At 54.8% G+C, this 24,677-nt stretch carries 36 protein-coding genes; 18 read left to right on the plus strand and 18 right to left on the minus strand.

The window, feature by feature from the left end; translation table 11 throughout:
• The first annotated feature begins 11 nt into the window (after nucleotides 1–11).
• The 4 genes from ACYQ04_RS04020 to ACYQ04_RS04035 all read left to right on the plus strand — a co-directional run bounded on the left by ACYQ04_RS04020 (nucleotide 12) and on the right by ACYQ04_RS04035 (nucleotide 4,495).
• Complete coding sequence (locus tag ACYQ04_RS04020) at nucleotides 12–1,076, plus strand: ABC transporter ATP-binding protein (protein WP_460129829.1); 1,065 nt, start codon at nucleotides 12–14, stop codon at nucleotides 1,074–1,076.
• 31 nt (nucleotides 1,077–1,107) lie between these two features.
• The gene (locus tag ACYQ04_RS04025; RefSeq protein ID WP_460127544.1) at nucleotides 1,108–1,686 is read left to right on the plus strand and encodes a DUF447 domain-containing protein; all 579 of its coding nucleotides are present in this window, start codon (nucleotides 1,108–1,110) and stop codon (nucleotides 1,684–1,686) included.
• A gap of 74 nt (nucleotides 1,687–1,760) precedes the next feature.
• Nucleotides 1,761–3,788: a CGP-CTERM sorting domain-containing protein gene (locus tag ACYQ04_RS04030; RefSeq protein ID WP_460127545.1), complete on the plus strand. Its 2,028-nt coding sequence runs from the start codon at nucleotides 1,761–1,763 to the stop codon at nucleotides 3,786–3,788.
• A gap of 65 nt (nucleotides 3,789–3,853) precedes the next feature.
• Entirely contained in the window at nucleotides 3,854–4,495 is a 642-nt protein-coding gene (locus tag ACYQ04_RS04035; RefSeq protein ID WP_460127547.1) for an alanine--tRNA ligase-related protein, read from the plus strand.
• 6 nt (nucleotides 4,496–4,501) lie between these two features.
• Here ACYQ04_RS04035 and ACYQ04_RS04040 read toward each other — a convergent pair whose 3' ends face one another.
• The 3 genes from ACYQ04_RS04040 to ACYQ04_RS04050 form a co-directional block, all read right to left on the minus strand.
• A complete protein-coding gene (locus tag ACYQ04_RS04040; RefSeq protein ID WP_460127549.1) occupies nucleotides 4,502–5,149 on the minus strand; it encodes a DUF257 family protein in 648 nt (215 codons plus the stop codon).
• A 75-nt stretch (nucleotides 5,150–5,224) separates the two neighbouring features.
• Nucleotides 5,225–6,220, minus strand: a complete 996-nt coding sequence (locus ACYQ04_RS04045) for a TIGR01177 family methyltransferase (protein WP_460127551.1) — start codon at nucleotides 6,218–6,220, stop codon at nucleotides 5,225–5,227.
• A gap of 24 nt (nucleotides 6,221–6,244) precedes the next feature.
• Entirely contained in the window at nucleotides 6,245–6,775 is a 531-nt protein-coding gene (locus tag ACYQ04_RS04050; protein WP_460127552.1) for a GNAT family N-acetyltransferase, read from the minus strand.
• Between the two features lie 53 nt (nucleotides 6,776–6,828).
• Here ACYQ04_RS04050 and ACYQ04_RS04055 point away from each other — a divergent pair, with 53 nt between their 5' ends.
• Together ACYQ04_RS04055 and ACYQ04_RS04060 are read left to right on the plus strand one after the other, a co-directional pair.
• Nucleotides 6,829–7,305, plus strand: a complete 477-nt coding sequence (locus tag ACYQ04_RS04055) for a ferritin family protein (RefSeq protein ID WP_460127554.1) — start codon at nucleotides 6,829–6,831, stop codon at nucleotides 7,303–7,305.
• Between the two features lie 45 nt (nucleotides 7,306–7,350).
• Entirely contained in the window at nucleotides 7,351–7,653 is a 303-nt protein-coding gene (locus tag ACYQ04_RS04060; RefSeq protein WP_460127555.1) for a ferritin family protein, read from the plus strand.
• A 2-nt stretch (nucleotides 7,654–7,655) separates the two neighbouring features.
• Here ACYQ04_RS04060 and ACYQ04_RS04065 read toward each other — a convergent pair whose 3' ends face one another.
• The 6 genes from ACYQ04_RS04065 to ACYQ04_RS04090 all read right to left on the minus strand — a co-directional run bounded on the left by ACYQ04_RS04065 (nucleotide 7,656) and on the right by ACYQ04_RS04090 (nucleotide 10,287).
• On the minus strand, nucleotides 7,656–8,039 hold the full coding sequence (locus tag ACYQ04_RS04065) for a DUF2283 domain-containing protein (protein ID WP_460129831.1): 384 nt from the start codon (nucleotides 8,037–8,039) through the stop codon (nucleotides 7,656–7,658).
• Nucleotides 8,023–8,361, minus strand: coding sequence for a DUF4258 domain-containing protein (locus ACYQ04_RS04070; RefSeq protein WP_460127557.1), 339 nt, complete (start codon nucleotides 8,359–8,361; stop codon nucleotides 8,023–8,025). The genes ACYQ04_RS04065 and ACYQ04_RS04070 overlap by 17 nt, the downstream gene beginning before the upstream one ends.
• 65 nt (nucleotides 8,362–8,426) lie before the next feature.
• Nucleotides 8,427–8,951, minus strand: coding sequence for a ferritin family protein (locus ACYQ04_RS04075; RefSeq protein WP_460127558.1), 525 nt, complete (start codon nucleotides 8,949–8,951; stop codon nucleotides 8,427–8,429).
• 3 nt (nucleotides 8,952–8,954) lie between these two features.
• Nucleotides 8,955–9,305: an iron-sulfur cluster assembly protein gene (locus tag ACYQ04_RS04080; protein WP_460127560.1), complete on the minus strand. Its 351-nt coding sequence runs from the start codon at nucleotides 9,303–9,305 to the stop codon at nucleotides 8,955–8,957.
• Nucleotides 9,306–9,665: an iron-sulfur cluster assembly protein gene (locus ACYQ04_RS04085; RefSeq protein ID WP_460129832.1), complete on the minus strand. Its 360-nt coding sequence runs from the start codon at nucleotides 9,663–9,665 to the stop codon at nucleotides 9,306–9,308.
• A 31-nt stretch (nucleotides 9,666–9,696) separates the two neighbouring features.
• Entirely contained in the window at nucleotides 9,697–10,287 is a 591-nt protein-coding gene (locus ACYQ04_RS04090; RefSeq protein WP_460129834.1) for a hypothetical protein, read from the minus strand.
• Between the two features lie 91 nt (nucleotides 10,288–10,378).
• Here ACYQ04_RS04090 and ACYQ04_RS04095 point away from each other — a divergent pair, with 91 nt between their 5' ends.
• Nucleotides 10,379–11,347 carry a DUF996 domain-containing protein gene (locus ACYQ04_RS04095; protein ID WP_460127562.1) on the plus strand — a complete coding sequence of 323 codons (969 nt, stop codon included), beginning with the start codon at nucleotides 10,379–10,381 and terminating at the stop codon, nucleotides 11,345–11,347.
• A 30-nt stretch (nucleotides 11,348–11,377) separates the two neighbouring features.
• On the opposite strand, the gene ACYQ04_RS04100 is transcribed toward ACYQ04_RS04095, so the two are convergent.
• From ACYQ04_RS04100 to ACYQ04_RS04115, 4 genes are all read right to left on the minus strand, one after another.
• Entirely contained in the window at nucleotides 11,378–11,725 is a 348-nt protein-coding gene (locus tag ACYQ04_RS04100) for a class II SORL domain-containing protein (RefSeq protein ID WP_460127564.1), read from the minus strand.
• 10 nt (nucleotides 11,726–11,735) lie between these two features.
• Nucleotides 11,736–11,897, minus strand: coding sequence for a rubredoxin (gene rd, locus ACYQ04_RS04105; RefSeq protein WP_099211063.1), 162 nt, complete (start codon nucleotides 11,895–11,897; stop codon nucleotides 11,736–11,738).
• Between the two features lie 78 nt (nucleotides 11,898–11,975).
• A complete protein-coding gene (locus tag ACYQ04_RS04110; protein ID WP_460127565.1) occupies nucleotides 11,976–12,491 on the minus strand; it encodes a rubrerythrin family protein in 516 nt (171 codons plus the stop codon).
• Between the two features lie 92 nt (nucleotides 12,492–12,583).
• Nucleotides 12,584–13,813, minus strand: a complete 1,230-nt coding sequence (locus ACYQ04_RS04115; RefSeq protein ID WP_460129836.1) for an FprA family A-type flavoprotein — start codon at nucleotides 13,811–13,813, stop codon at nucleotides 12,584–12,586.
• A gap of 145 nt (nucleotides 13,814–13,958) precedes the next feature.
• Here ACYQ04_RS04115 and ACYQ04_RS04120 point away from each other — a divergent pair, with 145 nt between their 5' ends.
• Nucleotides 13,959–14,321 (plus strand): hypothetical protein, encoded by a 363-nt coding sequence (locus ACYQ04_RS04120; protein ID WP_460127567.1) that lies wholly within the window; start codon nucleotides 13,959–13,961, stop codon nucleotides 14,319–14,321.
• Here the strand turns inward: ACYQ04_RS04120 and ACYQ04_RS04125 are convergent.
• From ACYQ04_RS04125 to ACYQ04_RS04145, 5 genes are read right to left on the minus strand one after another with little or no spacing between them, the layout of a single operon-like run.
• Nucleotides 14,318–14,797, minus strand: a complete 480-nt coding sequence (locus ACYQ04_RS04125) for a PIN domain-containing protein (protein ID WP_460129838.1) — start codon at nucleotides 14,795–14,797, stop codon at nucleotides 14,318–14,320. The two genes, ACYQ04_RS04120 and ACYQ04_RS04125, sit on opposite strands and share 4 nt — an antisense overlap.
• Complete coding sequence (locus tag ACYQ04_RS04130; RefSeq protein ID WP_460127569.1) at nucleotides 14,790–15,035, minus strand: UPF0175 family protein; 246 nt, start codon at nucleotides 15,033–15,035, stop codon at nucleotides 14,790–14,792. Before ACYQ04_RS04130 ends, ACYQ04_RS04125 begins: the two co-directional genes overlap by 8 nt.
• A gap of 33 nt (nucleotides 15,036–15,068) precedes the next feature.
• Nucleotides 15,069–15,611 carry a methyltransferase domain-containing protein gene (locus tag ACYQ04_RS04135; protein ID WP_460129840.1) on the minus strand — a complete coding sequence of 181 codons (543 nt, stop codon included), beginning with the start codon at nucleotides 15,609–15,611 and terminating at the stop codon, nucleotides 15,069–15,071.
• Between the two features lie 5 nt (nucleotides 15,612–15,616).
• The gene (locus ACYQ04_RS04140) at nucleotides 15,617–16,348 is read right to left on the minus strand and encodes a hypothetical protein (RefSeq protein WP_460127570.1); all 732 of its coding nucleotides are present in this window, start codon (nucleotides 16,346–16,348) and stop codon (nucleotides 15,617–15,619) included.
• Nucleotides 16,345–16,890: an NADPH-dependent FMN reductase gene (locus ACYQ04_RS04145; protein ID WP_460127572.1), complete on the minus strand. Its 546-nt coding sequence runs from the start codon at nucleotides 16,888–16,890 to the stop codon at nucleotides 16,345–16,347. Before ACYQ04_RS04145 ends, ACYQ04_RS04140 begins: the two co-directional genes overlap by 4 nt.
• 104 nt (nucleotides 16,891–16,994) lie before the next feature.
• On the opposite strand from ACYQ04_RS04145, the gene ACYQ04_RS04150 reads away from it, so the two are divergent.
• From ACYQ04_RS04150 to ACYQ04_RS04195, 10 genes are all read left to right on the plus strand, one after another.
• Complete coding sequence (locus ACYQ04_RS04150) at nucleotides 16,995–17,861, plus strand: hypothetical protein (RefSeq protein ID WP_460127573.1); 867 nt, start codon at nucleotides 16,995–16,997, stop codon at nucleotides 17,859–17,861.
• A 92-nt stretch (nucleotides 17,862–17,953) separates the two neighbouring features.
• Entirely contained in the window at nucleotides 17,954–18,478 is a 525-nt protein-coding gene (locus tag ACYQ04_RS04155) for a ferritin (protein WP_460127575.1), read from the plus strand.
• A gap of 197 nt (nucleotides 18,479–18,675) precedes the next feature.
• Entirely contained in the window at nucleotides 18,676–20,163 is a 1,488-nt protein-coding gene (locus ACYQ04_RS04160; protein ID WP_460127577.1) for a hydrogenase 4 subunit D, read from the plus strand.
• Complete coding sequence (locus tag ACYQ04_RS04165; protein WP_460127578.1) at nucleotides 20,160–22,046, plus strand: complex I subunit 5 family protein; 1,887 nt, start codon at nucleotides 20,160–20,162, stop codon at nucleotides 22,044–22,046. The genes ACYQ04_RS04160 and ACYQ04_RS04165 overlap by 4 nt, the downstream gene beginning before the upstream one ends.
• Nucleotides 22,043–22,327, plus strand: a complete 285-nt coding sequence (locus ACYQ04_RS04170) for an MrpF/PhaF family protein (RefSeq protein ID WP_167914872.1) — start codon at nucleotides 22,043–22,045, stop codon at nucleotides 22,325–22,327. The genes ACYQ04_RS04165 and ACYQ04_RS04170 overlap by 4 nt, the downstream gene beginning before the upstream one ends.
• Entirely contained in the window at nucleotides 22,324–22,782 is a 459-nt protein-coding gene (gene mnhG, locus ACYQ04_RS04175) for a monovalent cation/H(+) antiporter subunit G (protein ID WP_167914871.1), read from the plus strand. The genes ACYQ04_RS04170 and mnhG overlap by 4 nt, the downstream gene beginning before the upstream one ends.
• Complete coding sequence (locus tag ACYQ04_RS04180; RefSeq protein ID WP_042689942.1) at nucleotides 22,779–23,036, plus strand: hydrogenase subunit MbhD domain-containing protein; 258 nt, start codon at nucleotides 22,779–22,781, stop codon at nucleotides 23,034–23,036. Before mnhG ends, ACYQ04_RS04180 begins: the two co-directional genes overlap by 4 nt.
• Entirely contained in the window at nucleotides 23,033–23,800 is a 768-nt protein-coding gene (locus ACYQ04_RS04185; RefSeq protein ID WP_460127580.1) for a Na(+)/H(+) antiporter subunit B, read from the plus strand. The genes ACYQ04_RS04180 and ACYQ04_RS04185 overlap by 4 nt, the downstream gene beginning before the upstream one ends.
• The gene (locus tag ACYQ04_RS04190; protein ID WP_042689936.1) at nucleotides 23,793–24,179 is read left to right on the plus strand and encodes a sodium:proton antiporter; all 387 of its coding nucleotides are present in this window, start codon (nucleotides 23,793–23,795) and stop codon (nucleotides 24,177–24,179) included. Before ACYQ04_RS04185 ends, ACYQ04_RS04190 begins: the two co-directional genes overlap by 8 nt.
• Complete coding sequence (locus ACYQ04_RS04195; protein WP_460127582.1) at nucleotides 24,176–24,673, plus strand: Na+/H+ antiporter subunit E; 498 nt, start codon at nucleotides 24,176–24,178, stop codon at nucleotides 24,671–24,673. The genes ACYQ04_RS04190 and ACYQ04_RS04195 overlap by 4 nt, the downstream gene beginning before the upstream one ends.
• The last annotated feature ends 4 nt before the right edge of the window (nucleotides 24,674–24,677 follow it).

The following is a 24,677-nucleotide window of genomic DNA, read 5'->3' on the forward strand; positions in this document are numbered from 1 at the left end:
TGGTGATTGAGATGGTTGACGTCAAGCTTGAGAACATCGTGAAAACCTTCGATGGAACGACCGCGTTAAAGGGGATAAACCTTCACATAAAGCACAAGGAGCTCTTCACCCTGCTCGGCCCGAGCGGGTGTGGAAAGTCCACGACGCTGAGGATTATAGCGGGCCTAGACTACCCGGACAGCGGGCACATCTACTTCGGCGACGAAGAGGTCACGTACCTCCCCTCCTACCAGCGCGGTGCCGTTTTAGTTTTCCAGAACTACGCCCTCTGGCCCCACATGACTGTCTTCGACAACGTCGCCTACGGCCTCAAGCTCAAGAAGCTTCCGAAGGAGGAAATCAAGAGGAAGGTCGAGTGGGCGCTCGAGCTCGTCAAGCTCAAGGGCTTCGAGAACCGCTACCCGACCCAGCTTTCCGGCGGACAGCAGCAGCGTGTTGCCATAGCCAGGGCGCTCGTTGTCGAGCCGAAGGTCCTCCTCCTCGACGAGCCGTTGAGCAATCTCGACGCCAAGTTAAGGCTTGAGATGCGTTCGGAAATCAGGAGAATCCAGCGCGAGCTCGGAATAACCGTCATCTACGTTACCCACGACCAGGAGGAGGCAATGGCCATAAGCGACAGGATAGCGGTTATGAACGTCGGAACCGTCGAGCAGGTCGGAACACCAAGGGACATCTACGAGAGGCCGAGGACCGAGTTCGTGGCGAGCTTCATGGGCAAGACCAACGTCATTCCGGCAAAGGTTGTCGAGAGGAACGGCGATAAGGTCACCGTTGAGTTCGAGAGCTTCCGCCTCGATGGGCTCCACTACACCGAGAAGAGTGAGGACGTCGTCCTCGTCATAAGGCCGGAGCGCATAAAGTTCAGGCCCGGCGAGAACACCGTCTCACTTGAGGGAACCGTTGACCTCATCGAGTACTACGGCTTCTTCACCGAGGTCGTCGGCCTCTTCGGAGAAACGAGAATCATAGCCAGGGCCATAAGCGACAGGGAGATAGCCAACCTCCGGCCGACCCAGCCGGTTACCTTCTACGTCGACAGGGACGACATAATCGTCCTCCCCAAGCAGAACCTCTGATTTTTCTTCTTCATTTGGCCCGGTGGTCGGAATGCTCGACGTTTTCGAGGAGGGGAAAGTTTACGAGGTCCTTCTCGTCACGCGTTCGAACGTTACGCCCGTTGGCGTTGTCCGGGAGGGCGAGAGGCTAAGGTTCAAGCTCTTCCCCGGAAAGAGCTTCCGTGAGGTTCCCGAAACCGGTATGGTGTCAATTCAGCTTACAAATGACCCCGAACTGCTCGTCAGAACCGCGCTGAACCTTCCCGTCGAGCTGGAGTTCGTTGAGGTGAACGGCTATCGCTGGATTAAAGGCTTACCAGGCTTCTATGGGCAGGCGAAGTGGAAGGTTGAGCGCTGGAAGGATGAACTCGGCGAGACCGAGGTTCTGCTCTGCGAGCTGATTCCGGAGGGCGAAATCGAGGGAGCGTTGCCGCTTCGGCCATTCAGCAGGGCCGACTGCCTGCTCGTTGAGATGGCGGTGCTCTTCACGCGCTACCTCGTGAGGCCGGAGGAAAAGCTGAGAGTCCAGATTCTGGAAATGCACTCCCTCTACAAACACCTCGGCGGTCGCTCCCCGACTGCGGACTACATGGTATCTTTTTTGACAGGAGAGACTCAAAAAGGACCGTGAACGGCGTTTCTTTGGACAGGTTTCGAACGGGAAAGGTTTTAAGTGCCTCTTCTCCCCTTCCCACCGGTGATACCATGGCCAGGCGGCTGTTGGCACTATTGCTGGCTTTTATGGGTGCACTGGCGATTTTGAACGTAACGCCAGTATCGGCTACCGGCAGCTATTCGTACACGTACAGCAAGTTCCTCTACCAGCCGGCACCAGTTGTTCCAGCGTTCGCTATTCCGGGCGGCAACTTCACCCTCTACCTGAAGGGGAACAACCTGGACGTGAAGGGAATAGAAGCCGTCTCAATTCTGCACGGCCCCTACGACCTCCACATACTCAGCGCCACCGCTCCAGCGGGGAAAGACATGAGCACGGTTGTCGTTGGCGTTCCCAAGGACATGGCCCCCGATGACTACTTCCTGCTCATAAAGACCAACCAGGGAACCCTCGTTCTTCCGAACGGTCTCAAGGTCTTCAAGGAGTGGCCGAAGACCCTCAAGATTGCCTGGGTCAGCGACACCCACGTCACCACCGGCGCAAAGATAGGCTACGTCTGCGGCCCCTACTTCCAGAACAACATATACAAGCTCGAGAACATGTGCTCCAACCCGATTCCGCTTCACAGCATCGTCGCGACTTACAGCGCCTACCAGTACTGGGCTATGAAGGGGGCGACCATTCTCATAAACACCGGTGACCAGTCCGATACGAGCAGTGACCTCACTGCTTACAGGATAATCTTCAACATCACCAAGCTTGCGTCCGCTTCAGGACTCCCGGTCGTTGGAATTAAGGGCAACCACGATGACCCGCCGACCGTTTACACCCAGATTCTCGGCCCGACGTACTTCTACGTCACCATTGGCAAGTTCCTCATAATCGGTCTCGACACCGGCGGCGACCGCGGCTACCCGACCATGGACGAGATTGAGTGGATGGAGAAGGTCCTCAACGAGCACAAGGGATACATCCCGATAGTTCTATACCACCACCCGTACTTCTTCGCCCCGCGCTGGAACTACCTCGGCGGCGTCATAAAGAACCTCGACCCGAGCACCGACTGGGACCAGCTCAAGGAGTACGTCGGTCACTACTGGGGCGCTGACCCGGCCGTTGCGAAGCGCTTCCTCGAGGACGTCGTCAAGTACAACATCCCGCTCACGATGAGCGGCCACATCCACCACGACATGTACTGGCTCTACATTGACAAGGAGGGCCACAAGCACTACTTCCTCACCCTCACCTCTACCGGTGCTCCTGACAAGGAGCCCAACCCGCCGGCCAACCCGAAGCACAGCCCGACCTGGTACGGAAGCAACCTCGTCGTCATAAGCGAGAACGGCAGCGTTGAGATGCCTTACACCCCGGTTAAGATTGAGAACGACAAGGTCAGGAGCGACTTCATAAGCGTCCCGGTCCCGCAGGAGTTCATGATATTCAGGTACGAGACGAGCCTTGGAACCGCCCTTAAGTTCATCAACGAGCTCAACAATAGCGTTTCAGGGCCCATCGTTGTTCCGGTTCCTGCCAACGCTAAGGTGGACCCAAGTGCCACCAACGTCACCTACAAGGTTATAAAAGAGAGGGAAATCGCGGGCCAGTACTACATGCTCCTCAACGTAACGGTCCCGAAGGGAGTTTCCCAGCTCGTCATCGACACTGGCAAGGACACTGAGAAGCCCATCCTCCAGATTGCCTACCTGCAGCCGAGCCACCCCCAGCCGAACTCCGATTTCACCGTCTACTTCACTGCCCAGGACAACCTCGGCATAAGGAACCTCTACGCGGTAATCTATGACTCCAACGGCAACCTCGTCAAGTACGGCAAGGTTGAGAAGTTCCCGGCCGAGCCCGCCAGCGGAAAGCCCGGCGACACCTTCTACATCGTCGAACTCCCGGGACTCAAGGCAGGCAAATACAAGCTTGAGATAGTGGCCGAGGACTTCTACGGGAACAAAGCCGTCCTCACAAAGGAGCTCAACATAGCGGGAAGCACGCCCGTTTCAAGCCCCACTGCGACCTCCACGAGCTCATCAGCGAAGAAGGGTATCTGCGGTCCGGCCGCAATAGTCGGACTCGCAATAATACCGCTCCTCCTCAGGAGGAGGAAGTGACCTTTCATTCTTTCCTTTTCGATACCCATTTAAACTCCCGCGCCCTCTTTTCTACGGTGGTTTAAATGACCCGCAAGCTCTACTATGAGGACGCCTACCTCAAGGAGGCCAGGGCGAAGGTTCTTGAGGTGAAGGATAACGCCCTGCTCCTCGACCAGACGATATTCTACCCAACCGGCGGGGGTCAGCCCCACGACAGGGGAACGATAAACGGCGTCGAGGTACTTGACGTCTACAAGGACGACCAAGGCAACGTCTGGCACGTCGTTGCGGAGCCGGAGAAGTTCAAGCCCGGCGACGAGGTTGAGCTTAAGATAGACTGGGACTACCGCTACAAGCTAATGAGAATCCACAGCGCCATGCACCTCCTCGAGCACGTCCTCAACGTCGTCCTGCCTGAGAAGTGGGAGCCCTACGGAAGCGGAATGAGCGCCGAGAAGGGTAGGCTCGACATCGTTTACCCGGAGAACGTGAACAAGTGGAAGCAAGAGATAATCGAGACCTTCAACAGGCTCGTCGACGAAGGCGGAGAGATGAAGATATGGTGGGAAGGAGAAACAAGATACACCCAGATACGGGACTTCGAGGTCATTCCCTGCGGTGGAACCCACGTGAGGGACATAAAGGAAATCGGCCACCTGAAGAAGTTCAAGCGCTCCAGCCTCGGAAAGGGGAAGCAGAGGCTCGAAATCTGGCTTGAGGGTTAAAACGTATCATTCTAAGGGAATCGCTATTTCTTCTCCGTATTCTTTTAAGTGCGGAGACTTCACTATCTTAAGAACCATTTTATCGAGGTCGTGCCTAACCTGGAGGACCCTGCTGGCGTGTTCTTGGAACTCCTTCAGAGTTCTATCCGCTATGATGTCCGTATTGATGAAATATATCGTTGTCCTGCTTTTACTCCCAAGGTAAGGGCGAATCATATGGTTAAAGAGTGACTCAAGGTCACGTCTGTCCTCCTCATGAATTGAGAGTACCTTGTCAAATCCAAGGACTATCCTAAATGCAAATTCAAGGTTGGCCTTCTTCAGGGCCTCTTCGTAGCGCTTCTTTCGTATTGGTAGCTCTTTACTAAGCTCAATCCATCCCACGACGTTCCCTGTTTGAATAAGACCACCAATTTTTATCACCTTAATCCCGTTGAGGTAGCTTGTATCAAAACCGGCAAGTTCCATATGTGTTTTAAAGACATGAAGTTGGTCCAGCTCATCAACGAGGAGAATTGGCGAATTGTGTTCCAGAAGGCACTCAATGAGAGTTCCTAACAGGATATAAGCAGGGTCTTGGGAGGAATACTCAAGAATCACATCCTCACCAGGTTGAAGGTTACGAAAATATTCTGAGAAACCTATAGCCTTCATGGTGCACCCCCTAAATTTTTATTAAAAAACTTCTAAAAAAGTTTTTCCAGATTCACCTTAAGCAGTCGTTGTAATTTAATCCTTCGTAAACACGTAGAAGTACCTCTCAAGACTCTTGTGAACCCTCTGGTAGTAGCGTCCAAGCATCTTGAAGCCCAGCTTTTCGGCCTCGCCCATTCCGTCGAAGCTCGTTGGAAAAGCTATCGCGAGCCTTCCGCCGGGTTTAAGGACGTTGTAGATGCTCCTCAAAACGGCCCTGTAGAGCTCTTCCCGTTTCCTCCCGGCGAGCGTTGCTGCCGTTCCGTAGGGAGGGTCAGTTGCTACCGCCTCGAACTTTTTATCAAAGAGCTCTTCAAGCCTCGTCGCGTCGCCGAGCTTCAGCTCGAAGTCTCTGACTCCGTAGTGCCGGAGGTTCATCTCGGCCCCTTCAACCATCTCGGGCTTTATGTCAACGCCGTAAACCTTGAGCCCGAGCAGGCCCGCCTCGATGAGTATCCCGCCGGCTCCCATCATGGGGTCGAGGAGCTCTTTGGTGGCCTTCGTCAGGTTCACCAGCGCGCGCGAAACCCTCGGGTGGAGCGAAATCGGCCGGAAAAACGGCCTGTGGTGGGCCTTTCTCCTCTCGAAGTCCTTAGGGTCGAAGAAACGTAGCCTTATCCCCGCGTAAAGCTTTTCACCGCAGTAAACGCGGACGAGCGTGTTGGGCCTTGAGAGGTTCACGCGGTGGCCCTGGGAGTGAATCACCGCCCCGAGCTTCCTCGGCAGGTCGAGGACATCGTGCCTGCAGTTGGCCATCGTCTCGGTGTCAACCTTAAACGTGCCTTCAATTGGCCACTCCACATCTTTGGCCTTCCTGAGTAGTTCGTCAACGGAATCAGCTTCAACCAGTAGCTCACCGTATTCGTGGGCAAGGCCGAGGCGGTCAAGGAAGGGGAAGGCCCTCTCGGGAGCGTCAACCTTCAGGAAGAGATAGTCCTGGCCGACTATCTTCCCTCCCCCGAGTTCGAGCATCGCCTTTACCTCGTCCCTCGCCATCTCCGGCAGGTTTCCGAGTATCTCAACGTAGAGCATGTTCCAGCCTCCCATGAGGGGTTTTTAAGGTTGTTCCCACCTGAGCACCACGAACTCCCCGTAGTCCATGACCTTCTCAAAGCCCTTCCTGATGTAGTAGCCGTAGGCCTCAAGCCAGGGAAACGTTACAACGTAGGGCGTCTTTCCAAGCTCAAGGAGCCTCTTCACCGCGAAATCGAGCAGGGCCTTTCCGTACCCCCTTCCCCTGTATTCCGGGCCGGTCATGAAGAACTCGATGAGGCCCGTTCTTTCGTTCTTCAGCCCATCGGGAACCCAGTGGATTTCCTTGCCCTTGAGGTTGTAGACGAGCGCCACGGTTCCGGCGATTTTCCGCCTTTCCCTCAGCAGGTAGAGCTCGTCGAACTCCTCTCCGAGCCTGAACTCGAGGAACGGCTCGTAAACTCTCCTGAAACCTTCGAAGTCGTCCGGCGATGGTTTCTCTTCGACCCACTCCAGAGCGGGATAAGCGCCGTTCGTTGAGCGGTAAACCTCGAAGACGAACCTCAAAAGCTCCTCCTTCAGGGCGAGCGGGTCTTTGACCATTTCAATGTTCATCTCCGTCCCCCAAAGGTTATTAGGGTTGGAGTTAAAATAACTGTGGTGGTTTTATGGACGAGCTTGAGGCTTTAGCTTTGGCCCTGGAGGTTGAGAAGGCCGAGATGCGCTTCTACCTCGACCTCGCAAGGAAGACAAAGGACGAGAGGGCCAGAAAGATGTTCCTTTTCCTGGCCAAGGAGGAGGCCGACCACTGGGAGGAGTTCGAGGAGAAGTTCCTTGAGCGCGTTGCGGAGGAGTGCAAGTTACCGGCCGTAAGCGAAGAGCTCCTCGAAAAGCTCCTGGTGAAGGCCGGGGAGATTGAAAGCGAAGTCGATGCCGTGAGGATTGGAATGGAGCAGGAAAAGCTCACGTGGGAGTTCTACGAGAACGCTTCGAAGGAAGCAAGGCACGAGTCGGTTAAACGGCTCTTTGAGGAGCTGGCGAAGATAGAGAAGGCCCACTACGAGTTGCTCAAGGCGCAGTACGATGCGGTCATGAAGACAGGTATCTGGATGGACTACCAGGACTTCAGCCTTGAGGTGTACTGACGCTTTCCTTTTGTGGATTCTGAGGGTTTTGATGGGGGTGATACCATGCTGGCCAAATATCCGTTTGAGTTGCCGAAGGACCGGCCGTTGAGTAAGAAGGAAATCGCCCAGGCCCTGCGCTGGGCCATCGAGGCCGAGCTCGACGCGATAAGCTTCTACGAACAGTTGGCGGAGCACATCGAGGACGAGAAGATTAGGCACGTCTTCCTTGACGTCGCCAACGAGGAGAAGGAGCACTTTGGAGAGTTCATGGCGGTTCTCTTCGCCGTTGACGAGGAGCTCGCGAAGTACATGAAGGAGGGCTTCGAAGAGGTTGAGGAAGAGACGGGGATAAAGGTGGAGCTTTGAGCTCAGATGTTGATTGAAGAAACCATTGGTGGAACTCCTAAATTCGCCACTTCTAAGACCTTGGAGCGCTCTCTTTCTTTTCTACGATGGGAGATGACCAAGGAAAGTTTTAGCTTAATGGTTTTTTCATCGATGGTTATCTCCGCGTGAAGTCTCCTGATGTTCTTCAAAAGGTGTCTGTCAATTCCAAATTTTTCCGAAGCGTTTAACAGTTCAAACCCCACAATGGTCTGTTTTTCACCGGGGGGAATCCTTCCAAAATCGAGGATTAAGTCATCGCCGACCATGATGGAGTACTCATACTTCCGATTAGGAACGCTTACGAACAGAGAATCCACTACCGGGTCGTAGTCAATGGGTTGTATTCCTCTAACACTTCTCTCCATCTTCACTCACCCGGATACGTCTGCTTGCAGGCTGTGGAAATGCGGTAATCACGGTTAGTCTCATCTTGCTCTTCCGTTCCCTCGCTTCAACGACGATAACCAAGTCCATACCTCTCGATTCTGGATGTACGTACGTTGATTTAAACCTGTTGCCTCCTTGATGTTCGACCCCTCGAAGGGCCTTTTGCCTCTTCAGTAGAAGTTCCTCAACGAGTTTGGGGTCAACGTTTCTCTGCTTTAATCTCAGCTTGACGTGGTCGGTCAGCAGGATTTCTGAAATACTGCCCGAGTCCAACAACCTCACGAACTTTCTGAAGTCCATGTTGACTCATGGGAATAACAACTTCTAACTTTAAATACTTTACTATCAAAAGAGAAAACAGAACATTAAGGCCCAACGTGCATCATCTGGTCGTACATCGCCCAGTCGAGGAGGAGTTCGTATTCAGCCTTGAGGTTGTAGTAGTGGCCCCACTCCATGTCGCTGAGGTAGCGCATTAGCCTCTTCTTCCTCTCGTCCCCGACCATGTTCTCAAGCTCGGCGTAGAACTTAGCCGCTATCTCCTCGGCCTTCATTGCCCACCTGATTAAGTCTATTATATCCTCCACCTTATCGAGCTTCCTGGCAACGGGCTGGAGCTCCGGTCCTATGTGCTCCTTCGGAAAGACCACTTCTTTTCCGGGGAAGAAGTCGGCGTAAATCTTCCTCAGCAGTTCCTCGTGCTTCTTTTCCTCTCCGGCGAGCCAGCTCACCTTTTCCTTCAGCTCTCCTATCTCAACTCTCTCCGCGAGGCTCTCGTAGAACTCCCTCGCGCCGATTTCGGCCTTTATGGCCATTCCGAGAAGTTCTTCAAGCGAGAAGTCCTTAATCCGTTCGAGGGGAAGCCCCTCGTCGAGTTCGGGCGGAACCATACATCATCCCTCCACTAAAAGCAGTCCAAGTTCGTTATACACCTTCACGGTATTAAACCCTTCCGTTTTAAGAATCGAAACTATCTCGTCCAGTATCTTCCTCTGGACGTTTATTGCCAGCATCTGGCAGGCATGGCATTCTGGAGTTGAGCGGGCCATGAGGAGAAAGACCTCGACGCGCTCACCTTCAACGGTGAGGCCGTAGACGAGGCCCTCCTCGACGATGTTAAGGCCGGTTTCAGGGTCCCTAACCCTTTCGAGTAGCTTCACAACGCGCTTGACTTCCCCGGGAAGGTCCTTCCTCGGACCCGGCTCCGGTCTCTTTTTGGGCCGTAAAAAGTCCAGGAGGGGCATTCAAACCTTCTCCCCGGAGAGGTCTTCAGGCCTGTAACCCTTCCTGTTCTCGAACTTTCCAACAACGTTGTTCCCGAGGTCGTAGACGTAGACGTTGTCGAACTTGACCAGTGCAAACCGCTCCATTATGTCTCCGATTATCTTGGAGTACGCTATGGGGCTCTCGCCTATGATGTTGTACTCGGCGTGGCTCTCGAAGCGAAGCCATATTTTGAGCGTGTCGTCGGTGACCTCAAGGCCAGCCACAACGCCAGAATCGAGAATATCTCCTCCTGTTACCGGGTCGGTTATTTTCTTCAGCTCCTCGATGACGGCCCTGTATGGCTCGGGCCACTCCCTGTCTGGACTGTAAACCTTCATTTCCCTCACCGATTACCCTTCGACTGGTCAGTTATAAGCCTTCCTGGGCAGAGTTGAGAACTTTAGCCGAGGGACACGAGAGGAGCAACGCGGTTATCCACAGCGACACGGAGGCGGTGTAGAGCAGGAGCGCCGGCAGGGAGCGGTAGTAAATCGCGTTCACGACCGTGAAGGCCACGAGGAGCCACGCGGACAGGCGGGCCATCGAGGCGGGTTTCTTCGGCGAATTCGAGTAGAAGGCCACCGCATCCATGAGGAGGAGCAGGGAAACGTCCGAGAACATCAGAATTGTATAGGTTTTGGGGTCTTCGCTGATTGGTATTGAGAGGACCATTAAACCGATTTGAACCAGCATTTCGAGCTTTGCCCCGACGAGTCCGCTCATTGAGAGGGCGTACGCGATGATAGCCGGGCCAATTATGACCAGCACTCCGAGATTGAAGCCGGCGAGGTACCCTGTAAAGCCAAAGGCCGTTATTAATCCTCCCGCGAGGATTAACCCGGACAGTTTTTCCTTTCCAAGCCGGTTTCGTTCGACGAGCCTCGTCAGGTGCCAGGTGAGAAAGACCCCGACCAGGACGAGCGGGCCGTCAACGGACATTACAAGAGAGTACGAATCCATAACTCTCAACCACATGAAACTACGGTACTCGCCCTTTAAACCTTGCCCAAAACCTTAAGTGTTAAGACAAGTAGTTTTGTTGGGGATAAGAGTGGCGGTTGAAGAAAGGTTTGTTCCCGTAAGTGGAAGGAAATACCTTCTCGCGGGAAGTCTGCTTTTCATTCTCGCGCCGCTCCTCGGCTCGTTTTCCCTCATCGCCACGGGTCTCGGCCTCGTGGTTTACTTGCTCGGCCTCTACCTGTGGAACGTCGACGTTGATTCAAGGCCCATCAAGCTCTTCGCGGTTGAGATGGGGCTTTTCGCTGTCGCACTTTATCTCTTAACCTTAAGCTCCAAGTGGGTCCTTCTCAATCCTTCCTGGGGCTTTTACAAACTCGTTAACTCCCTCGCGCCGGCTTATTCGGTTCTCGTGGCGAACGCTCTTGTGTACCGGGTGAGGATGGGCCTGTTCGCCGAATCAACGGGTGAGCTGAACTTCAACCTCGCCGGAAACGTCTACCTCATCGGCGCCCTCCTCTTTCCCGTCCTGGTTGGCGTCGTTTTGATAGCCATCGCCCGCTTCGTCGAGGCTTACTCCTACTGGAAGCTACCCATGACCGCGAAGACCAACGTTCCCATCAACTTCTCGCCGAAGAAGGCCATCGCGATTTTCACGGCTTCCCTTATCCTCTCGCCGGTTCTCTTCCACGTTCCATTTGAGTCGTACGGCCATTCGGCCCGGTCCGATGGGGTTGCGCTGTACTGGAAGACCTCGGGTTCCCTCGTGGTCGTGGACGTTCTAATTGCCGTTCCCAAAGACTCCTGCGGGGTTAGGGTGTACGTTGACGGCCGGGCGGTAGGGCAGAATTACGACTTTATGGTCTTCTGGGGTCCGTTTCAATCCCTTCTGTTCCTGCCCGGCGATGCGGTGATACGGTACCACCTTGAGCTCAGGAAAATGCCGGAGAACGTGACGGTCTCGGTCTGCAGAACGGGCGTTGAATACTCCCAGGGCTTGAACGGCATTGAGGCAAAGACAGTTGAAAACTGGACCGCCGTAACGTTCGGACTCTCCAAATAAAAATGGGGGTGGGGCGGAAAAAGAAAGGGCTCACTCGAGCGCGACCTCGTTCTCCCAGAGGCCGTGGATGTTGCAGTAGCTGAGCGCGTAGAGCTTGCCCTTCTTGCTCGTCCTGAAGAAGAAGACCGCCCTCGGCTCGGTCAGCGGGTCGCCGTGGTTGGTGAAGGCAACCCTGCCGACGAGAATCGGGAAGTTCTCCCCCTCGGGGTGGAAGTAGAGCTCAATCCACGCTATGTGGTGCTCCGGGGTGTTCGGGTGCGGTATCTCCTTTCCAACGGAGACCTCGACCCTGACGAGGTCGCCCTCCTTCTCGTACTCTATAACGGGGACGTGCTTCTCCCCCTTCCAGTCTCCACTCTTTACCGTTTCGCTCAGCATCTCAACCACCTCACTCTATCTTTTCAAACTGGTCCTTGGGCGCACCGCAGAGCGGGCAAACCCAATCCTCGGGAAGGTCTTCAAACTTGGTTCCGGGCTCTATCCCGTTGTCCGGGTCGCCCTCGTCCTCATCGTAGATGTATCCACAGATTATGCATCTCCACTTTGCCACTTCTTTCACCGATGTAGGATAGGATTGAGCACTTATAAGGTTTGCGGTTCAAACCTGTGAAATGGAAAAGCGAAGGAATCACTCAAAGACCACGAACTTTTCGCCCGGCAGACCGCACACGGGACAGCGCTCCGGGGCCTCATCGACCGCCGTGTACCCGCAGACAGGGCAGATGTAGACCTTCTTCACCTCGACATCCTCGCCCTTCGCAACCGTCTCCTTGGCCTTCTCGTAAAGCTCGGCGTGGAGCTTCTCGGCCTCAAGGGCGTAGTGTGTGCTCCTGACGGCCTCCTTCTCACCCTGGAAGTCGGCGGAGTTCTTGTAAACGGGGTACATCTCCTCGACCTCGAAGGTCTCGCCCGCTATGGCTTCCTTCAGGTTCTCCTCGGTCTTCCCGAGCTTGCCCAGGGCTATGAAGTGGTTCTTCGCGTGCACGAACTCCGCGTAGGCTATCGCTCTAAAAAGCTTGGCAACCTTCGGAAAGCCCTCCTTCTCGGCCTGCTCGGCAAAAATCAGGTACTTCATGTGGGCCATGCTCTCGCCGGCGAAGGCGTCCTCCAAAAACTTCCTGGTCATGGCTCTCTCAACGGGCATGGAAAACACCGTACTGAGATGGAAGCGAAAGTATATAACACTTTTCGAACCTGAAGAGAGTAAAGCTGTTGAGAAGAGAAAGGGAACAAGAATCACGAGGCCCACTCAACGAGCTTCCTGACGGCTTCCCTTAGTTTGGCCTCGTCCTCCTCGGTCGGCATTCCCTTGCTCTCGACGGTAGCTACGTGGTCGAACTTGCTCCTCGTTATCAGCGTCTCTATCTTCCTTCCCGCAACCCCGCCCCAGCCGTACGCTCCGACGATTAGGACGGGCTTCTCGTAGTTGGCCTTGTCGAGTATCTCAAAGAGCGTATAGCGTATGCGCGGGTGTATCTCGGCCTCGAAGGTTGAGGCGCCGATGACAATGGCTTCGGCACTCGGGACCTCGCCGAGGATGTCGCTGACTGCTGGAGCCTCCCTGTCGGTGAAGCGGTAAACTACCGGCTTCTTTCCGAGCTTCTTAAGCTCGTCGAGCACTATCTCCATTCTCCGCTCAACGAAGCCGTACATCGAGTCGTAGACCACGAGAACCTTGCCCTTCTCGGGAACACCGGCCCCGACGCGCTCGTAGAACTCGAAGATTCTCTTCGGATTGTGGCACCACGCTATTCCGTGCCCGGGCAGAATCATCCTGGCATCGTCAACTATTCCGAGGTTCTTGAGCTTTTTGAGGTTCTGGACGATGTACTTGTGGTAGTGGCCGATGACGGTGACGATGTACTTGGTGACGTAAGGCAGATAGCGCTGAACGACCTCCTCATCGCTGTCGTCTATGGTTTCGGGAATCGAGTAGCCACCGCCGGCGTCGCAACTGAATATCAGCCTGTCCTCGACGACGTAGGTTATCATCGTGTCCGGCCAGTGGAGCCAGGGGACGGTGATGAAGCGGAAGGTCTTTCCGCCGATGCTGAGCTCTTCGCCGTCCTTGATGACCTTGAAGTTCCTAACGACGTCTTTTCCGTAGAAGCCCTCGAGCAGGTTCCTCGCGAAGGCCGTTCCGATGACTTGGGCTCTGTAGCCGTTGGCCTCGAGGACCTTTGGAAGTGCCCCGCTGTGGTCCGGCTCGGTGTGGTGGACGATGATGTGCGTTATCTCCTCCGGGTTCACGAGTTCCTTCAGCTTCTCGAGGAAGAGGTCTGCGTAGTCCGCCTTGGTCGTGTCGAAGAGCACAACCGCGTCCTTCAGCTTCATCAGATAGGCGTTGTAGGTTATCCCCTCGGGAATGTACCAGGTCGCCTCGAAGTACTTAATCTCATCATCGTCAATCCTGATGATGTAGAGCTCCGGGTCGGTGCAGAGCTTCTCAACTCTGGCCTTCACCATGACTATCACCGGTTTTAGTTCGGTTTTCCGAATAAAAAGGTTTTCACGCGAGATGGGAGAGCTTTGGTTTTCGGAACGGCTTTCTCCCAAATATTATACTCTCCGGGAGGAGGGAAATCTATAAGTACCCGGAGGGAGGAGGGAAATGGGATTACTGGGAGTTATAGGTGCCTTGTTAATGATGGGAGGGGAATTGGTCGGCATTGTGTTTATTCTTGTTGGACTCTTTGCATTGACCAATACAGAACTCGCAGTAAGAAACAGGCTAAAGGGATATGCTGAATGTGTAACAGCAATAATCATTGGAGGGGGACTCCTCGTATCTGACTCCAAGCAATTATCTGAGGTCATATCCGAGACTCATTGGATAATTACTCTTTCTGGACCGATAATTTTGGGACTTCTAATAGTCGCATTAATTGATTACACTAGACTTAAGAGATTTGAACAGGAAAAAGCCATAAAAAAGCTTGGAGAGTCAATTGCCAATGGTCTGAAGGAGTCCTAACTCTCCCCAACCTCTTCCAAAATTCTTTTGTAAAGCCCTTCGCTCAGCCAGAAGCCCGTTTCCTTCAGCTTCTCAAGCTCTTCTTTGACACTCGGAATTATCCCCTGGAACTTCGCCCTCAGCAGAACGCCAATCGTTCCAGTAACCTCCAGCCCCAGTGCCCTTGCAACTTCCCTGCCGTCGTAGTCATCAATGAGCAGAAGCTCGGCATTGGTTTCAAGCGCGAGGACAATCGCCTCGCTCTCTCCCTCATCAAGCTCGAGCATAAGCGACTTCTTGAGGGTCTTGTCCTTTATTTCCACAACCTTTATCCAGTCGGCATTTTCAATGAGCTCTGCGTCCCTTGAACCTTTTCCCTCAAGGACGCACTCCCTGTAAACAGCCTTTGGAATGATAACCTCACCAAAGAACTCACTCAAAAGCTCAAGCCTGCCGATTTTGGCGAGGTGAATGAGGGGAGTGGAGTTGCTAACCACGGGCAAAGTCCAAATCCTCCTCAAGCTCTCTCTCAGTGTAGTGCCTCGGGATTCTCCGCCTTGCAAGCTCCTCAAGGAATTCCCTCTTCGTAAGCCCGGCTAGCTTGGCGGCTTTTCCAAGGGATAATGCACCTCTGGAGTAGAGAATAATGGCTAACTCAAGCTTTAGCTCCCTTTCAACCTCGCTCTTTGGGAGCTTGAGGGAAACGAGAACGTCATCGGGTATGACTATCTCCATCTTCCCACCAATCTCGTCTTGTCCCGGAACTATTTAACCCCTTCGCACCGGCCTCAAAATCACGAGGTAGTAAGGAAACCGCACCCTCGAGAGGACGACCTCAAAGTCCTCAACTTCAATCAACTCCTCTCGCGGAATCTTCTCCTCCCTCGGCGGACCGCGCTCTGACTCGGGGCACCACTCGATTACGAGAACGTAGTCCACCCTCGACGCCCATCTCAGATAACCCCGCCAGTCACCGACCTCGTGGAGCGAGAGGGAAAAAGCAACGAGGTTCGGCCTCTCCGGGAGCTCGGGCGGTTTCTCCGAGAGGATTATCTCGACGTTCGCGATGCCCCTACCCTCGATGTTCTCTTTCAGTAACTTCGCCATCTTCGGATTCGCTTCGACCGCGTAAACCCTCTCAAAGACCCACGAGAGCGGAACGGTGAGGTAGCCGGTTCCGGCTCCGACGTCAACGGCAACCTTTCTCTCCATCTTCAGAGCCAGTAGATAGCGCAGTATCTCCTTTACTGGAAGCGCCCTCCTGCGCTCGGGGTTGTCGAGAGTGTCCGCGAAAGCGGGATTGAAGGGCATGACTATCACGTCAGGTAGAGTATCGCCAGCGTTAGGAGGTAGAGAAGCATCACGCTCCTGAAGACGCTCCAGCCGAGCTTTTTGATGTCCTCTATCCTGGCCACGTAAGTGGTGTCCTTCAGGTTCCTCACGAGTCTAATTGTTGGCTCGATGAGGGCTATGGTAAGGTAGGGGTTGTAGAGAACCACAATGAAAGCGGGAATCCAGGCTATCAGCGGGTACTTTCGCGGGAACTTCCTGAAGGCGAGCTTCGTTTCCACATAAGCGGCTCCAATGGCCTCGTAGTAAGCCAGGAGGAACCAGAATACGAGCACCTTATCCGTGAAGGGCTTACCTGACACGGCCGGAGCGAAGAGGGCCGGGACGGCCGGCAGTAGGTTTCCGAGTGCATACGTTACCGGGTTCTTCCAGCCCTTTGCCCGGGAGAAGGCGAAGTGGAGGGCGAAGATAACTCCAACGATGGCGAGGGGAATGATGAGCTCATCGACCGTTCCCCAGTAGAGAGCCGGAAGGAGATACGCCAGACCGTTCAGTCCCAGCGCGACGGCCATATCTCTGAGCTTCCACGCGCGGTAGGAGTCAAAGGCGTAGTCGAAGGTGAAGAAAGTTACCAGAGCGACGGCGAGGCCGATTAGCCAGCCAACCAAACTGGCACCGCTGAGGAGTAAGCCACCAATCATGGCGAGGATTATCGTTCCTCCAGCCCCGGGCTCCCTCGGAACCCTAAAAATTCTCATCTCAGCTCCCTCCTGACCTCGTCCCTAACCGGCTTCAGCGCGGTGGCGTACTTTTCAAGCCTCTCGAAAAACCTCTCAACCCTCTCGAGGTACTTCTCGTCCTTCAGCTCGTCCCCCTCGAAGAGCTCGCCCACGTTGTAGAAGAGCACCCACGAGACGGGTAGCATGCGGTAGTTCGTCGCGAGGAGCTTTAACTCCTGCAGAAGCCTCGCCCCGCCGGTAACGCTCGAAACTGTGGCGATTCCTACTGGCAACCCCTCGTACTCCTCGAAGAGCGTATCCAGCAGAACCTTCAGCTCCCCGGGAAAACCGCCGTTGTACTCGGGAGCGACGATGATTAGGGCGTCGGCCTCAAGCATTTTCCGCCGGTAGTCCTCGACCTCGGGCGGGACCTTCCAGCGGTGGGTGTAGCAGAGTTTGTAGTCCCTCACGTCTATGAGCTCGGCGTCGAAGCGCTCCTTCGCTCTCCTGAGGAGATACCTCGCAACCCTCTCGCTTTCCCTGCCCTCTCTCCCCGTTCCGAGGATTATCTTAACCTTCATAGCAACACCGAGAAGAGTACCGTTATGCGTTTAAAGACCTTATGGGACAAAAATGGGGAGAGAAACCCTTTAAGTTCTCCCGCGATTCTTCAAGCGGTGTTCAGATGGGAACAAAATCCCGGCTCGCCGTTGCTTTCCTGTTCGTTTTGATGCTCCCCACTGTACGCTTAGTGCATACAACTCCTATTGGGTCCCTGTGCGGGCCTCACTCAGTCCTTGCTCCAGACGAGTACTGCACGTTTTACCCCTTCATCAAGGTTGGACACAACGACGCGATTATAGACCTCTCCTGGGACGCCCTCGGTCCCGCTATGGGAGGTTCGATAACGCCGAGCATGGTCGGGGACTACTACTTCTACTTCAAGGACGGACGGCTCTACTACCTCGGAAACACCACCGGGGCGTATGAGTTGTTCTACGTCTTCCACGATGGCCTCTGGTACCTGAGCGATAGGCGGGTGATTTATCCGGAGAGGCCCTGCATCGTAGAGAACGTCACGATTCCCAAGGAAATCAGAAAGGAGCTGTGTTCGTGCGACAACGTTTCGATAAAGTCAAAGTCCTACCCGGTCGTTTTGAACGGCTCCACGCTGGAAATTATTGGGGTGGGCCCTACGGACACAATTGAGCTACCTCCCTCAAAGAACCTGACCTACACGATAAGGCTTCCCGATAACTTTTCCCTCGAACTTCCGTCGAACGTTACGCTGAGGGTGGTTTTCTTGGGCAGGGGCGTTCTAATCTACACCCGTCCGGAGCGTTACGACACTCCCCTGAGCTGGAACGAGGTCAGGGTTCTCTACTACAATGGAAACAAGCTGGAAGTCGTGAACTTCACCAGGGCCTTTAAAAACCGGCTTCCAGTCTGCAAAAACGCCCCAAGAAAAAGGGAAAACCTCTACCTTCTGATTATTGGTGCACTGCTCCTAGGAGCTGGAGCGCCGAAGCTCAGGAAAATCAGGCGGAGGTAATCGAGCTCCCCGCCGTCGGTTATCTTGTTGAGTCAAAAAGCTCGATAGACAAACTTATAAGGTTCGAAAACAATAACGAACGAGGTGGTATCATGCTGAGCGAAAGGATGCTTAAAGCTCTGAACGAACAGCTCAACAAGGAGCTCTTCTCGGCCTACTTCTACCTCGGAATCGCGGCCTACTTCAAGGAGAAGGGTTTTGATGGTTTCGCGAGCTGGATGGAAGCTCAGGCTGAGGAGGAGCTTGGACACGCGATGCGTTTCTACGACTACATCTTCAACAGGGGAGGAACCGTTGAGCTTGAGAGGATTGAGAAGCCCAAGCAGGACTTCGAGAGCCCGCTCAAGGCCTTCGAGGCCGTTTACCTCCACGAGATCGGCGTCACGCAGTCCATCTTCAAGCTCGTTGACTTGGCCGAGGAGGAGAAGGACAGGGCGACATACCAGTTCCTCCAGTGGTTCGTCGAGGAGCAGGTCGAGGAAGAAGCGAACACGAAGGCCATCGTGGACAAGCTGAAGATAATCGGAGACAGTCCAAACGGTCTCTTCATGCTCGACCGGGAACTGGGCGCGAGAAAGGCCGGACTGAGGAATCTGCTGACTCAGAATGGGCCGTAAGTCCCTTACCTTTTAATTCCTTCCACAAGCGCTGTCCCCCTAAGAGTTCCCAATTATGTCCACAGAACTTCACCTCCAGTGAATTGAATTTCGCCACTAAATGACCGCTTTTGAACATCTTTCGGAAAACAATGAAAAACTTTAAAAAGGTTCGTTAGACAAACCTAATGGATTTTAACCCGACTGGGGGGTCAGTCATGATAAGCCTTCTGGCAGCACTAACCTTCACAGTCCCTCTCATCGGTGGGTTAATCCTCTTCAGGCTCGACGAGAGAAAAGCGGACGTTATAATGCTCGCCTCCTTCATATCGGCGATGATTACCCAGTTCGGCGTCGCCGTTCTCTACCTCCTCGGCCACGAGGAGCTTATTCACATTACCTACCTCAAAAGCGCCCAGTTCGGTGAGGTTTATGGCCTTATAATCGACCCCATGAGCGTTTTGATAGGCACTGTTGTTGCCGTTGCGGGTTTTATATTCATGTTCTACGGCGTCGAGTACATGAGCGAGAGAAACGTCGGGCACCCGGGAGGAAAAGGTAGGGGGCTCTTCTACGCCTGGATGACGCTCTTTGAAGGTGCCACCCTCGGATTCATCTACTCCTCCACGTTCCTCGGCCTGCTCATCTTTTTCGAGCTTATGGGTTTAGCGTGCTGGGGCGTTGTGAGCTATTACAACACCAAGGAGGCGAGGAGGGCCGGTTTCAAGGCCTTCATAATCCCGAACGTTGGTGCTATGATAGGCTTCTACACGGCCATCTACATCGGCCTCACCCAGCTCCACGATTTAAGTTTGTTCTCGCTCTCGACGGTTTCCCCCGGGGTAAAGCCCTGGCTGTTCCTTGCTTTACTCATAGCGGGCTACACCAAGAGCGCCCAGTTTCCGACCTACTCGTGGATTCCCGATGCTATGGAGGCTCCAACTCCCGCGAGCGCTTTCCTCCACGGCGCGGCGATGGTCGAGATGGGGGTTTACCTCGTCGCGAGAGTTATCCAGTTCATCGGGCCCCTCCCCGTCTGGGTCTTCTACTTCATGGCAATAATGGTCTCCCTCACGCTCCTCATCCCGATACTCAACTACCCAGTCCAGAAGGACGCGAAGAGGCTTTTAGCTTACTCAACGGTGGCAGAGGCGGGAATAATGTTCTCCGGCCTGACCTACGCCGTCCTCGGCCTTACGGGCAAAGCACCGAACTTCGATATCGGACTTAAGGCCGCAATGTTCCAGCTCACAACCCACGCCTTCGTCAAGGGTTTGGCGTTTCTCACCGCCGGAACCTTCACGTACTCCCTCGGGACCCTCGACCTGAGGCGGATAAGCGGTCTAAGGGAAATCCTGCCCGTGAACGGCCTCGCGTGGACGGTAGCACTCCTCGGACTGGCAGGTCTTCCCCCGATGGGCATAGCCTTCAGCAAGGCCGAGCTGATAACCAACCTGAGCCTCGTCAAGGTTTCTGCCCTGGCCTGGCTCCCGATTATTATGGTTCTAACAGATTCGGCCGTCTTCCTCTGGGTCGGCCTCAAGTGGATAACGAAGAACGTCTTCGGGGAGCCCAACGTCGAGAAGGCCAGCACCCACCCGATAATAACCGCGTCGCTCGTGACTCTCATCGTCCTGACGCTGGTCTCGGCTTACCTCGCCTACCCGCTTGTCGAGGAGATAACCTTCTACGGGGTGATACCATGAGCCTCTACGTCCTGGAGCTGGCCCTCGGACTGCTATTCATAGCCTCACTCATCGGCCTCGCCTCTGGAAAGCGAGCCTACTACGTTACCCTTGTCTCTTCCGTCTTCCTATTCGCGAGCGCCGTTGAGGGGTTGAACGGTCTTTCAGGTGAGATAATCCCATTCCTCCCCACGACTGTTAGGATAGATTCCCTTTCGGCCCTCTTTCTGCTCGTAACTGCCTTCATCACGTTCACGCTCTCGCTCTACCTGCTCTCCTATGAGGTGAAGGGGGACGAGAGGTTCCTGGCGATGGCCACCAACATGGCACTCCTCTCAGCGGTGGTCTTTCTGTCAACGAACAACATCGAGAGGCTCACGCTCTTTTACGAGCTCTTCGCGGTCTTCACGGCAGTGATGGTGTTGGCATCTGAGACGAGGGGCTCAAGAAAGGCCACCTGGCGCTATCTCGTCCTCACACAGGTCTTCGGCATAATCCCCCTCCTCATAGCGACCGGCTTGGCCTACGGTGCCGTCGGGAACCTGCACCACCTGACTTTCCACGGCCTCCGCGAGAACCTCGGAAATCTAGCCGTCAGTCCAGCGTTTCTCCTTGTCCTCTTCCTCTTGGCTTCCCTCGTCAGGAGCGGGGCGTTCCCCTTCCACGTCTGGGTTCCGAGGGTTTACCGCTCGCTTCCGAGTCCATTCGTGCCGGTTTTCCTCCTCGGCGAGGCCCTTGGAGTTTACCTGCTCCTCAGGGTTGCCCACTTCGTCCTCCCGTCTGGAGAGGCGCTCGGTTACGCTGTGGCCTTTATCGGCACGGTTACGGCCTTTGCGACGCTCTACTCTTTCAAGGAAATCAGGCTCAAGCGCAAGTTCGCCTATCACAGCGTCATGGACGTTGGAATAGCCTACTTCGCCCTCGGAAGCTCCCTCGTGCTCCAGGGGACCTTCCTCGGAACGGTTGCGCTCCTCGGAGCGTTGCTCCACGTCCTGTATCAGGTGCTCTACAAGAGCTCCCTCTTCTTCGGCCTCGGCGCGATAGAGCACTACGGAGAGGAGCCGAACATATGCTCGATGAGAAAGCTCCTCAAGGGGCACGTCATCGCACTCCTGATGTCGCTCTCCGTCTTTTCGATGGCCGGAATTCCGCCCCTCTCGGCCTTCGTGAGCAAGTGGCTCATCTACACGGCTTCAATGGGCACTACCAACGTCCTCCTCTGGCTGATGGTCGTCACGATAGCATTCCTGGGAATATTCCCGCTGGCCTCGATAATCCAGGTCAGGAGGATAAACAGGCTCATCTGTAAGAGGGAAGTTGAAAGGGATGAAGTTCCCTTCGCGATAAGAACCGTCACGGGAATAGTCTCGCTCGCGAGCTTCCTCGTGGCGGTGTTCCCATTCATCCTGCTTCCATGGCTGACGGGTTCAATTGAAGAACTCGGCTATCCCCTGCCAGAGACTCCGTCACAGCTCTTCCTGGGAAGTCCCGGTTCGCTCATTGCACTCGTCACGCTCGTGGCTATGGCAGTCATCGGCTGGAGAATCGGGAAGATGCCAACGGAGCGCATCAGCGAGCTCCTTTTAATCTTCTACAACATGGGCGACATACTGCGCTTCACGGCGGACTACTTCCTATCTCTGGGCAAGGGCTTTTACCTCAACAGGATTCTCCCAATCATAAAGGTCGTTCCGAAGCATGAGCTCCCGCTCATTAGGGACTACGACGACGCGCTCGACTACCCTGTGAGGCACCTTGACGAGGCGATGTTCATGCCACTCATAAGGGCCGTTGAAAGGCTCGCGCGCTGGGGCAAATCAAAGAACCTCGACATGAACGCGCTCATAAGTGGCTTCGCGATTGCGATGGCCGTCCTTATAGTCCTCCTGGGGGTGTTTGCATGAACGTTGAGGTCGTTTTCAACGAGGTCCTCTACTTCGCGGCCGTCATCTACACATTCGCGTTCGTCCTCTATGGAATCCGCGCGATTAAGGGTCCGACGACGGCAGACATAATCCTCGCCGTCGACTGCCTGTCCTTCGACATGGCGGCGTTCATGGTAATATTAGGAATCTACTTCAAGTCAATCATGCTCGCGAGCGGTGCGATAATCCTTGCCCTGTGGGCCTTCATGCTGGACATCTACTACACCAAGTACGTCCTCTACGGGGAGGTGGAGGTATGATTATCGAGGACGTCATTTTCATCATCGGGTCGGTCGCGATACTCCTTGGGGCGATTTACGACCTCATAGCGGCGATAGGCCTGCTCAGGTTCAAGGACTTCTATATGAGAACCCACGCCGCGACCGTTGGGACGGTTGGAGGCGCTGCGTTACCGGTCTTCGGTGCAGGTCTGGTGGCGCTCGTCTATTACCCGCTCGGCGCCCAGAGGTTCTTCATGGCCGGAATAGCCTTCACCGTCGGTGTCCTAATCCTCCTGATAGCCCCCACAGGAACTCACTCCCTCGTCTCAGCGGTTTACTTCGGAAGGGTCGGAAAGAAGCCTCCTTTGGTAGTTGACCAGCTCGAGGAGGACTTACCAACGAGAGAGGACGTTGCGGAGCTCGTCCGCGAGCACGAGGAGTTGCCCGGAGAGGAGGAAGAACCCAAGTTCACCTTCAGGAGGCTGGCGAGATGATTGAGATTCACCTGATAATCCTTGCGATAGTCGTTTCCTTCGGCTTCGCCTTCAGCTACCTGGCCATGAAGGAGCACGACCTGCTCAAGGCCCTTGCTTTGAGCTCCGTCCAGTCAACGTTCTTCGCCCTCGGCTTCTACATACTCGCGGCCCCGGACATAGTTTTAGCATACCTCGCCATAGCGGTTGGAGCCTATACAGCTCTCGTAATCCTCGCCATAAGCAAAACGGAGCGCTACGAGGTGGGAGAATGAAGAGGGACGTTATCGTCGCGGTTTCCTTCCTTGGGGCCTTCGCATTCATTGCCTACGCCTTAGTCTACGCCAACGTCCTCGGTCTCGGCGGGGCAGAGCTAAGACCCCTCGGCGAGTTCTACCTGGGCCACGCCTTCGCCCACGAGGGCCTCACGAGCCACAGCCCTGAAGTCGTTACGGCCATAGTCTGGAACTACCGTGGTTTCGATACGCTCTTCGAGACCTTCGTCTTCTTCCTCGCGATAATGGGAGCCTTCAGCGTGCTCAGGCTCACCGACGAGCAGGAGAAGATTGTAAGGGAGCTCGAGGCGAAGGAACCTCACAGGCAGATGGACCTCATAACCCGTGCAACCACAAAGCTCGTCGTGGTAATGATAGTCGCCATCTCCGCCTCGATAGCGCTCCACGGCCACCTGACGCCGGGCGGTGGCTTCCAGGGTGGTTCGGCGATGGCAGTTGCTTCCCTCCTGCTCTTCGCAGTCTTCTCGAAGTTCACCCTTGAGAGAAAGGGCCTCAACCTGAGGCACACGATTTCAGCTTATGCCCTCGGCTTAGCTTTAATCCTCGCCACTGTCTTGGCTCCGGTTTTCCTCTACGGTGGCAAAGTCCTTGAGATAAACCTCCTGCCCGGCGAGACGGGCCTCTTCAACCTCGACGTCGGCGAGTACACTGCGGTAACCTTCGGCTTCCTGACGGTGTTCCTCGTGCTCGGCGTTTCGGAGTGGATATTCAAGACCGTCCTCAGGGGTGAGGTCGATGATTAGTTTCCTCCTCGCCTACATCACGCTGACGCTCTTCGGCATGATACTCCTTGGAATCTACGGAGTTGCCACGCGCTCCAACCTGATTAAGAAAATCATCATGCTCAACGTCATGGGCGACGCGATAAACATGCTCTTCATCCTAATCGGCTACCGCCTCGTCTTTCCCGTCTTCCCGCCGATTTACGAGAAGCACCTGAGCTTTGAGGAGTTCCTGAGCAGGGCCGTCGACCCGGTTCCGCAGGCACTCGTGCTCACGGCCATAGTCATCGGAATGGCCATGAACATACTTCTCGCGACATATGCGATACAGTTCTACCGCCTCCACGGGACGGTGGATGCAAGGGACATGGCCGAGATAATGGGAGGTGAGGGCGAATGAGGCTCAGGTTTTCACCGGCGACGTTCTTCATAGTGCTGGCAACGTACCTGTTCTACACGGGTTCAGCGACGGAGTACGACATAATAACGGGCTCGATAGTCGCGCTCATAGTTTCCTTCATCGTCGGTCACTGGCTGGTTGAGAACGAGCTCAAGTTCTTCTCGCCGAGGAGGTGGTTCTACGCAATCGTCTACGCCCTCCGATACTTCTTCATCGAGGAAACCAAGACGCACATTGACGTGGCAAAGAGGGTCTTCACGCTCAAGGCCAACCCCGGCATAGTGCGAATTCCCCTCGACGTCGAGAGCGACTACGGAAAGGTCCTCGTTGCAAACTCGATAACCAACACGCCCGGAACGGTTGTGGTGGACATAAGCGACGACGGAAAGTGGCTCTACGTCCACTGGATTGACGTTTCCACGCTCGACGAGAAGGAAGTGAAGGAGAGCATAGTTGCTTACTTCGAGGACTACGCGAGGAAAATCTTCGACTGAGGTG

Source organism: Thermococcus prieurii, from assembly GCF_054657655.1.